The 8829-nt window shown below is 70.6% G+C and carries 8 protein-coding genes and 1 pseudogene; 5 read left to right on the top strand and 4 right to left on the bottom strand.

What is annotated here, in order from left to right; translation table 11 throughout:
- Both ACYVE7_RS23450 and aroF read right to left on the bottom strand, forming a co-directional pair.
- Positions 1-359: pseudogene (locus tag ACYVE7_RS23450) on the bottom strand (EamA family transporter); the annotation flags it as partial.
- Between the two features lie 187 nt (positions 360-546).
- On the bottom strand, positions 547-1578 hold the full coding sequence (aroF, locus tag ACYVE7_RS23445; protein WP_460367218.1) for a 3-deoxy-7-phosphoheptulonate synthase: 1032 nt from the start codon (positions 1576-1578) through the stop codon (positions 547-549).
- 246 nt (positions 1579-1824) lie between these two features.
- Here aroF and ACYVE7_RS23440 point away from each other — a divergent pair, with 246 nt between their 5' ends.
- The 5 genes from ACYVE7_RS23440 to ACYVE7_RS23420 all read left to right on the top strand — a co-directional run bounded on the left by ACYVE7_RS23440 (position 1825) and on the right by ACYVE7_RS23420 (position 6490).
- Positions 1825-2400 carry a sulfite oxidase-like oxidoreductase gene (locus ACYVE7_RS23440; protein WP_460367216.1) on the top strand — a complete coding sequence of 192 codons (576 nt, stop codon included), beginning with the start codon at positions 1825-1827 and terminating at the stop codon, positions 2398-2400.
- 47 nt (positions 2401-2447) lie between these two features.
- On the top strand, positions 2448-3560 hold the full coding sequence (locus ACYVE7_RS23435) for a histidine kinase (RefSeq protein ID WP_460367215.1): 1113 nt from the start codon (positions 2448-2450) through the stop codon (positions 3558-3560).
- Between the two features lie 64 nt (positions 3561-3624).
- Positions 3625-4413: a LytR/AlgR family response regulator transcription factor gene (locus ACYVE7_RS23430; protein WP_460367213.1), complete on the top strand. Its 789-nt coding sequence runs from the start codon at positions 3625-3627 to the stop codon at positions 4411-4413.
- Positions 4410-4778 (top strand): hypothetical protein, encoded by a 369-nt coding sequence (locus tag ACYVE7_RS23425; RefSeq protein WP_460367211.1) that lies wholly within the window; start codon positions 4410-4412, stop codon positions 4776-4778. Before ACYVE7_RS23430 ends, ACYVE7_RS23425 begins: the two co-directional genes overlap by 4 nt.
- Entirely contained in the window at positions 4775-6490 is a 1716-nt protein-coding gene (locus tag ACYVE7_RS23420) for a sodium/solute symporter (RefSeq protein WP_460367208.1), read from the top strand. The genes ACYVE7_RS23425 and ACYVE7_RS23420 overlap by 4 nt, the downstream gene beginning before the upstream one ends.
- 326 nt (positions 6491-6816) lie before the next feature.
- On the opposite strand, the gene ACYVE7_RS23415 is transcribed toward ACYVE7_RS23420, so the two are convergent.
- Positions 6817-7665 carry a deoxyribonuclease IV gene (locus tag ACYVE7_RS23415; RefSeq protein ID WP_460367207.1) on the bottom strand — a complete coding sequence of 283 codons (849 nt, stop codon included), beginning with the start codon at positions 7663-7665 and terminating at the stop codon, positions 6817-6819.
- Between the two features lie 57 nt (positions 7666-7722).
- The coding region (locus tag ACYVE7_RS23410; protein WP_460367205.1) for a PASTA domain-containing protein at positions 7723-8829 on the bottom strand (1107 nt) is incomplete at its 5' end.

Below are 8829 nucleotides of genomic sequence, written 5' to 3'. Positions count from 1 at the left end.
GCCAGCCAGACACGCGACAGCCCGGAACGCAGCGCGAACAGCCCCGCGAACGCGGGCGCGCTTCCGATCGTGACGACCGTCCCGACGGCCAGGCCCGTCCGCACGCACGACGCGAAGTAGGCGAGCTGGAACACCGCGGTGCAGACGGCCCCGACCAGCAGCAGCCAGCGCCCGCCGCGCAACGTGCTGCGGCCGAGCGCCGCGAGCACAGCGCCGCCGATGATGATCCGGGCCGCGCCGACCGACACGGCCGACCCGTCGGTGAGCAGCCGCGCCGCCCCCGTGGTCCCCCACAGGCACGACGCGAACAGGATGGACGTGCTACCGGCACGCGCGGAAGAACGAGAAATGACCAGCACGAAGAACGCTCCTGAAGCGGAAGGAATGAGGATTCCGGCTCCGGGGCGTGACATCAGGACGTCAGCGACGTGACGTCAGAGAGAGGCCGCCCCGGTCAGGAGGCGACCGGCGGGGATACCGCGTGCCAATCGGTCATGGCGCAAGCGTAGCGGACGGCCCCGACAGGACCGTCCGCAGCACACCGGATCAGACCTCGACGGTCTCGGTGAGGGCGCGCCCGACGACCGGCGGCAGCGCCCGGACCAGCGCGGCCAGCTCGACCAGATCGCTGTCGATGAGCGCCTGCGGCCCGTCGCACAGCGCGGTCTCGGGGTGCGGATGGACGTCGATGATCACACCGTCGGCGCCCACGGCGATGGCGGCGGCCGTCAACGGCAGCACCAGGTCACGGCGGCCGCCCGAGTGCGACGGGTCGACGATGACGGGCAGATGCGACAGCCGCTGCGCGACCGGCACCGCCGAGATGTCGAGGGTGTTGCGGGTGGCCTTCTCGAACGTGCGGATGCCGCGTTCGCAGAGCACGATGTCGAGGTTGCCGCGCTGCGCGATGTACTCCGCCGACATCAGCCATTCCTCGATCGTGCCGGACATGCCGCGCTTCAGCATGACGGGCTTGCCCGCCTCGCCGGCGGCCTGGAGCAGCGCGAAGTTCTGGGTGTTCCGGGTGCCGATCTGCAGCATGTCGGCGTAGGACGCGACCAGTTCGACGTCGCGGGCGTCGACCACCTCGGTGACGATCGGCATTCCCGTCTCGGCGCGCACCTCGGCGAGGATCTTCAGTCCGGCCTCGCCGAGCCCCTGGAAGGCGTAGGGGGAAGTGCGCGGCTTGTAGGCGCCGCCGCGCAGCAGGGTCGCGCCCGCGCCCTTGGCCATCAGCGCGGCCTTCAGGGTCTGGTTGGGGGTCTCGACGGCGCACGGGCCCGCGATCAGGGTCATGGTGCCGGGGCCGATCGGCACTCCGCCGACCCGCACGACGGTCCGTTCGGGGTGGTTCTCGCGGCTGATCAGCTTGTACGGCGCGGTGATCCGGACGACGTCGCCGACGCCGCGCTGTCCGCGCAGGTTCAGCGCGCCGAACCGTTCGGCGTCGCCGACCAGCCCGACGATCGTGCGGTTGACGCCGCGCGACACGAACGCCTCGCCGCCCGACGACTCGACGAGGGACACGACGTTGTCGATGTCGGATTCGGTGGCATCGGCGGCCATGACGACGACCATTGGAGTTTCCCCTCTGCAACGCCAAGAGCCCCGGACCTTTCGGGGCCCGGGGCTCTGGTGTGAAGTCTGCGTCAGCGCAACGCGTCTGGGACGACACCCGGTCCGGGCTCGTCATACCAAAAGACGTGAACGACGTTACGCATGGGACACACGGTAGCGCATGATCGGAACCGCCGCGTACATCGGGGGCCGCGATCTGGCTCACCTTCCGGGGATGGCAGGATGAGCGGGAAGATGACCCCTCCGATGAGTTCCCTGCCGCCGGGGCAGTATGTGCCGCGGGGTTTCCCCGTGCTCCATTACGGGCCCGTTCCCCGTTTCCGTCCGGAGAAATGGGATTTCCGGGTGTACGGCGCGACGGCCACCGGCGAGGAGTCCCGCTGGGACTGGGACGGCTTCCAGGCCCTGCCGCAGAGCAAGGTCGTCGCCGATTTCCACTGCGTCACCAAGTTCACGATCCCCGACAATCTGTGGGAGGGCGTGACGGGCGTGACCTTGGCCGAGCTGGTGCCGCCGCATCCGGAGGTCACGCATGTGATGGTGTGGGCCGAGTACGGCTACAGCGCCAACATCCGGATCGAGGATTTCCTGGCCGAGCAGACCGTTCTGGCGCTGCGCCACAACGGCGAGGAGATCACGCCCGACCACGGTTTCCCGGTCCGGATGGTGATCCCGAACCTGTACGCGTGGAAGAGCGTCAAGTGGGCGCGCAGCATCGAGTACATGATCGGCAACCGGCGCGGTTTCTGGGAGGAGCGCGGCTACCACAATGTGGCCGACCCGTGGAGGGAGCAGCGCTACTCCTACCAAGAAGAGGATTAACGTAATTCTCGGTACGTGAGCCGTTACCGACCGTTATGGTCACCGTCATGGGCGTAAAGCTGCGCAGACAGCGGCACGGATTCGGGACCACCTCCGACGACGCGACTTTCGCGACCCTGCACACGATCTCGCAGGCGTCGCCGTCGCTGCGCGGCGGCCTGACCCCGGACACCGCCCGCAAGGCGGCCCGGCATCTGCGGGCGCTGCTGGGCGTCGAGGCCGTCGCGCTGACCGACCGGGCGAACCTGCTGGCCTGGGAGGGCCGCGGCCGTGATCACGGAACTCTGGCACTGGCCGCCCCGGTGCTGGAGTCGGGACGTCCGAAGGTGGTGGCCGGGCTGCGCTGCCCCGATCCCGGTTGCGGGCTCACCGAGGCGATGATCGCCCCGCTGGTGGTGGACGGCCGGATCGTCGGCACCCTCGCCGCCTACGGTTCGACGGCCTGCCCGGCCCGGGTGCGGGCGCTGTCGGAGGTGGCCCGCTGGGTCTCCGGCCAGCTCGAACTGGCCGAGCTCGACTCCTCGCGGATCCGGCTGGCCGAGGCCGAGATGCGGGCGTTGCGCGCGCAGATCTCGCCGCATTTCGTCTACAACTCGCTCACCACGATCGCCTCGTTCGTCAGGACCGATCCCGAGCGCGCCCGCGAGCTGCTGCTCGACTTCGCGGATTTCGCCCGCTACTCCTTCCGCAACCCGCGCGAGTTCACGACTCTCGCCGACGAGCTGAAGTCGATCCACCGGTATGTGCAGCTCGAGCAGGCGCGGTTCGGTCCTCGGCTGCGGTTCGCCGTGGACGTCGCGCCGGAGGTGCTGCCGGTCGCGGTGCCGTTCCTGTCGCTTCAGCCGCTGGTCGAGAACGCGATCCGGCACGGCATGGACGGGGCCCGTCCCGTCGAGATCAGGATCGCGGGCCGTGATTCGGGCGCCGACGCGGCCATCAGCGTCGAGGACGACGGCGTCGGCATGGAACCGGATCAGGTGCGCGCCGTCCTCTCCGGCCAGCAGGCCCGCGACGCCGGGATCGGCCTGGCCAACGTCGACGAACGGCTCCGCCAGGTCTACGGCGACGAGTACGGCCTGGTCGTCGAGACCGCCCCCGGCGCCGGAACGAAGATCAATCTCCGCATCCCTAAATATCGCCCCGGTGTCTACACGCACTAACCGATTCAGCTCAACTGCCCGGATTCGATTGCGCACGGAGCGTAATGGCGGGATTCTTCGGCTCATGCTTCGTGTGCTCGCCGTAGACGACGAGCTCCCCGCCCTGGAGGAGCTGGTGTACCTGCTGGAGGCCGATCCGCGGATCGAGTCCGTCGCGCAGGCCAACGATCCCGCGCAGGCGCTGCGCGGGCTGTCCCGGATGCTCGCGGCAGGGGAACGGCTCGACGCGGTGTTCCTCGACATCCGGATGCCGGGCCTCGACGGCCTCGACTTCACCCGGCTGCTGTCGGGCTTCGCCGACCCGCCCGTCGTGGTGTTCGTGACGGCCCACGACGACTGCGCGGTCACGGCTTTCGAGCTGGGCGCGCTGGACTACCTGCTGAAACCGGTCCGCCCCGAACGCCTGTCGGAGGCGATCCGCAGAGCCTGGCACGCGGTCTCCCAGCCGTCGCCGGAACCAGAACCGGACGACCCCGACGAGATCATCCCGGTGGAGCTCGGCGGCAGGACCAGGATGGTGAACCGCTCGACCGTCACCCACGTAGAAGCGCACGGCGACTATGTCCGGCTGCACACCCAGACCGAGGCGCAGGGCTACCTGGTCCGCATCCCGCTGGCCGTGCTGGCGAAGCGGTGGGAGGAGGCGGGGTTCCTCCGGATCCACCGCAGCACCCTCGTGGCGTGCGCGCACATCAGTGAACTGCGGTTCGACGACGGGCGCGCGGCCGTCCGGGTCGGTGACACGCTGCTGCCGGTGGCCCGCCGGCACACCCGCCAGGTCCGTGATCTGCTGATCCGCCGGTTCAAGTCCGACGGCCCGCCGCGCCGTGACGCGCTGAGGACGGACGCGTGATCCAGCGGGAGCGCGTCGTCGTGGCGCATCCCCGCGCCCAGCAGGCCAGGGTCGCCCGGTGGCGGCTGGCCCGCGACATCGGCGAGCAGACGGAGCTGGGCGCTGTGTTCGTCCGGTCGCTGATCCGCGCGCAGCTCGTGCAGGCGTTGCGCACCGTCGGGGTCGTGGCGGCGGTGGTGGGCGGGCTGCCGCTGCTGCTCGCCTACGTCCCGGTGCTGGCGCGGTGGCGGCTGTTCGGGCTGCCGGTGAGCTGGCTGCTGCTGGCGCTGTGCGTGCAGCCGGTCTGGATCGTGACGGGGTTCTGGCATGTCCGCAGGGCGGAGCGGATCGAGGCGGATTTCGCGAGGATGGTCGAGAGTTCGTGATCGTGCTGCTGGTGGTCGTCAGCCTGACCGCGCTGGCGGGGGTGCTGGGGGCGGCCGCCATGGTCGGCAAGGCGGGACGGGTGCGGGCGTTGCGCGGCACGTCCGACTTCCTGGTGGCGTCCCGGTCGGTGAGTCCGGCGTGGAACGCCTCGGCGATCGCGGGGGAGTACATTTCGGCGGCGGCGTTCCTCGGGACGGCCGGGCTGGTCCTGGCCTACGGGGTGGACATGCTGTGGCTGCCGATCGGCGCGGCCGCCGGGTATGTGGTGCTGCTGGCGCTGGTCACGGGGCCGTTGCGCCGGTCGGGCGCCTACACGCTGTCGGATTTCGCCGAGTGGCGGCTGGGTTCGACGGCGACGAGGCGCGCGGTGAGCGTCTGTGTCTGCTTCATCGGCTGGTTCTATCTGCTGCCCCAGTTCCAGGGGGCGGGGGTGACGCTCCGGGTGGTCGCGGGGGTCCCGGTGTGGGTGGGCTGGGCGCTGGTCGTCGTGGTGGTGCTGGGGGTGGTGCTGACGGGCGGGATGCGGTCGATCACGATCGTCCAGGCGGTGCAGTTCTGGTTGAAGGTCGTCGTGGTGGCGGTTCCGGCGGTGGTGTTCGTCGTGTTCTGGAACCAGCAGGAGGTCACGCCCGATCCGACCGCGCCGGGGCCGCTCGCCTTCCAGCGGGCGACGACCGTCACGGCCGACTTCGACGCCGCGTTCACCGTCAGGGACGAGCTCCAGGTCAGGGTCGAGGGTGTGCTGGACCGGGAGCGGTACGACGGCGACCGGCTCTGGCTGACGGCCGGCACGCACACCCTCGACGAGGGCACCCGGGTGCGGTTCCCGGCGGGCGCGCCCGTCCCGCACGCCGCGCACCTGCCCGATCTGGACGGCGAGGTGTGGGGTGTCCCGTTCGGCGGCAGCCGCGAGCATCCGCTGTTCGCGACCTATTCGGTGCTGCTGGCGATGCTGCTGGGCACGATGGGCCTGCCGCACATCGTGGTCCGCTTCTACACCAACGCCTCCGGTCGCGACGCCCGCAGGACGGCCGCGCTCGTGCCGGTTCTGCTGTCGCTGTTCTACGTGTTCCCGACCTTGTTCGGCGCGCTCGGCCGCCTGTACACGCCGGAACTGCTGATGACGGGCGAGACCGACGCGACCCTCCTCATGCTGCCGACCAGGCTCGTTCCTGGCACGCCGGGGCTGCTGCTGGCGGCGCTGCTGTCGGCGGGCGCGTTCGCGGCGTTCACCAGCACGTCCTGCGGGATCGTCGTGGCGATCGCCGGGACTCTCGCGCAGGGTGTGCTGCGGGGCGGGGTGGGGGCGTTCCGGTGGAGCGCGGTGGTGGCGCTGGCGGTGCCGTTGACGATCGTGTGGTGCATCGGTTCGCTGGGCGCGGCGTCGCTGGTGTCGCTGGCGTTCACGATCTCGGCGGCGTCGCTCTGCCCGCTGCTGGTGCTGGGGGTCTGGTGGCGGCGGTTGACGGCGGCGGGCGCGTTGACGGGGCTGGTGGTGGGCGGGGGGCTGGCGGTCGCGGCGGGGCTCTGGCGGATCCTGGGCGGCCCGCGGGCGGGCTGGCCGGGGGCGCTGCTGGCCCAGCCGACCATCGTGATCGTCCCGGTGGCGTTCGCGACCATGATCGTGGTGTCGTTGGTGACCCGTCCGCCGGCGGGGGTGGGGGCGGCGATGGCCCGGCTGCATCTGCCGGAGCGGCTCGGTCTCCGTTGAGCGCCGTTCGTCGCGCCGAACCGACCGTTCGTCCGACGGTCACTCTACGTACAGCGCTGGTTGCTGACCGTTCGTCGCGGGGGGCGCGTCTGGGCCGCGGGGTGGGGTCGCGGCGGTCTAACGTTCTCTTCAGCAAGGCGATTCTGGAGGTCCTCCGGAAGCCCGGTAACGGGTGGAGGGCCACAGCTGCTGGGTTCCGTACCGGGGGGGTGGAATCCAGCGGTCATGGCTCAGGCGCTGAGCGGACAGTCGGGGGGTTGTCCGTCTCAGCGCCTGAGCGCTTTGCAGGAGCCGGCCCGCGCGTGCCTTTGCCGCGCGGGCTGGTCCTATTTCCGGAGCCTTTTCAACGTGTCGACGTCGGCCTTGTGTGGTTCGGCCGACCGTCCGGGCGTTTCGATGATGAACGGCACGCCCGCGACCTGCGGATGGTTGAGCAGCGCCGCGAACGGCTCCTCGCCGATGTTGCCCTTGCCGATGTTCTCGTGCCTGTCCTTCTTGGAGCCGCACACGTCCATGGAGTCGTTGGCGTGGACGAGCTGGAGGCGCCCTTCGCCGACGGTGGCGACGAGCTGGTCGAGGCACTGGTCGACGCCCTTGTCGGCGGCGAGGTCGTGCCCGGCGGCGTAGGCGTGGCAGGTGTCGAGGCAGACCCCGAGTTTGGGGTGGTGTTCGAGGGCGTCGAAGTAGGGGCCGAGCTGGTCGACGGTGGCGCAGAGCATGGCGCCTTGGCCCGCCATGGGCTCCAGGAGCAGGTTGGGGGCGTCGTCCGGTAGGGCGGCGAGGACGGGCAGCAGGGTTTCGTGGATCTGCCGCATCGCCTCGTCGTAGCTCTGGGTGACGGCCGAACCGGTGTGGACGACGACGCCGAGCGCCCCGATCTCGCGTCCCCGCGTCAGGGAGTGCACGACGGATTCGAGGGACTTCTCGAGGGTCTCGGGGGTCGGCGTCCCGAAGTTGATCAGGTAGGGGGCGTGGACGTAGACGGGGAGCCCGCTGTCGCGGAGCTTGGCGTCTTCGGCGGGTTTGCCCGCGGGCTGTGCCCAGCCGCGCGGGTTGGCCACGAACACCTGGACGGCTTCCGCCCCGATCTCCGCCGCGTACTTGAGTCCCCCGGTGCCGAGGCCCCCGGCCACCGGCACGTGCGCCCCGATCGGGCTCTTCTTCTGCGTGCTCATAGTGCCGCCAGGGTAGCCCGCCCCACCGACAGGACGGGCGCGCCGCACGCGGGGGGGTCAGTCCCAGAGGGTGATGACGGAGCCCTGCGGGACGCGCTGGCCTTCGGCGGGCTGGGCGCGCTGCACGGTGCCGCTGCCGCCGCCCTGCTGGATGTTGACCACGAAGCCGCGCTGCTGGAGCCGTGCCTGGGCGTCGGCGAGGGACAGCCCGACGATCTTGGGGACGCGCTTGTTGCCGTGCTCGTCGGCGTTGCCGTCGTCGGGGTTGTTGGCGTTGTTGCCGCACCAGGGCAGCGGGATGGGGCCGAAGTGGCAGTTGTCCTTGGCGACGGTGAGGACGACGGTGTCGCCGGGGTTCAGCACGGTGCCGGCGGGCGGCTGCTGCGCGAAGACCTTCCCGGCGGGCTTGGTGGTGTCGTCGACCTCTTGGATCTGGACTTGGAGGCCGAGCCCGGCGAGGCTCTCCAGCCAGCCCTTGGCGTCGTCCTTGGGCCGTCCGGTGACGTCCGGCATGGTCGGGCCCTGACTGATGACGATCTTGATGGTCTCGTCGGGGGAGACCTTGGTGCCCGCCTTGGGGTCGGTCCTGATGACCTTGTCCTTGGGGATCACGTTGGCGGGGTCGGCGCCGAAGGTCCGCTCGAACTTGGTGAAGCCCTGCTCGCGCAGCGCCTTCTCGGCCTCGTCCGCGGTGGTGTTGGCGACGTTCCGCAGGGTCACGGGGCGGCGGCCCTTGGAGACCGTCAGGGTGACCTTGTCGCCCGGCTTGATCTTCGTGCCGGGGCCGGGCTCGACCGCGGAGATGTCGTTCTTCTCCACGCCCGGGATCTCGGAGTACTCGGTCGCGCCGTAGGTGTAGTCGATGTTGTCGGCCTGGAGCGCCGCGACGGCCTCGGCCTTCGTCATGCCGATGATCTTCGGTACGTGCTCGTACTGCCCGGCCACCTGGAACCAGACCGCCCAGCCGATCACCATCGAGGCGATGACGCCGAGTGTCACCAGCACGAACCGGCCGGTGGCGAAGTGCAGGATCCGGTCGAGCAGCAGCACCTCCTCGGCCGGGGCGGCGGGCGCGCCGTACTCGACGGGCGGCAGGACGCTCGTGTGGTGGGCGCCGCCGGGCGCCGGGGTCTCCAGGATCGCGGTCGCGTTGTGCGGGCGCGG

The sequence above is a fragment of the Actinocorallia lasiicapitis genome, assembly GCF_054778695.1.
This window is presented reverse-complemented; position numbering and strand designations above follow the sequence as displayed.

Excerpts from the sequence above, each read along its gene's own strand:
- aroF (WP_460367218.1), bottom strand. The coding sequence starts at position 1,578 with ATGGTCGTCGTCATGGCCGCCGATGCCACCGAATCCGACATCGACAAC.
- ACYVE7_RS23440 (WP_460367216.1), top strand. The coding sequence starts at position 1,825 with ATGAGTTCCCTGCCGCCGGGGCAGTATGTGCCGCGGGGTTTCCCCGTG.
- ACYVE7_RS23435 (WP_460367215.1), top strand. The coding sequence starts at position 2,448 with ATGGGCGTAAAGCTGCGCAGACAGCGGCACGGATTCGGGACCACCTCC.
- ACYVE7_RS23430 (WP_460367213.1), top strand. The coding sequence starts at position 3,625 with ATGCTTCGTGTGCTCGCCGTAGACGACGAGCTCCCCGCCCTGGAGGAG.
- ACYVE7_RS23415 (WP_460367207.1), bottom strand. The coding sequence starts at position 7,665 with ATGAGCACGCAGAAGAAGAGCCCGATCGGGGCGCACGTGCCGGTGGCC.